The 260-nt window shown below is 66.9% G+C and carries 1 pseudogene; it reads right to left on the bottom strand.

From position 1 onward, the window contains the following. Positions 1 to 260, bottom strand: a pseudogene (locus SB816_RS32795) (MFS transporter); the annotation flags it as partial.

Here is a 260-nt window from a genome sequence, read left to right as displayed (position 1 = left end):
CGAGCAGCGCGCCCAGCACGAGGCCGCCGGCCACCACGTACAGCGCGACGTCGGTGCGCCCCGTCATCTGCTTGAGCGAGCCGATCATGTATGGCGAGACAAATCCCGCGAGATTGCCGATCGAATTGATCATCGCGATGCCGGCGGCGGCCGTCACGCCGCTGAGGAACGAAGTCGGCACGGCCCAGAACAGCGAGGGAATCGAGAGCACGCCCATGTTCGCCACGCACAGCGCGACAATGCCGAGCACCGGCTCGCTC

The organism is Achromobacter sp. SIMBA_011 (assembly GCF_046535435.1).
GTDB classification, from domain to species: domain Bacteria; phylum Pseudomonadota; class Gammaproteobacteria; order Burkholderiales; family Burkholderiaceae_B; genus Achromobacter; species Achromobacter dolens.
Note: the sequence above shows the minus strand (reverse complement) of the source record. Positions and strands in the feature narration are given on the sequence as shown.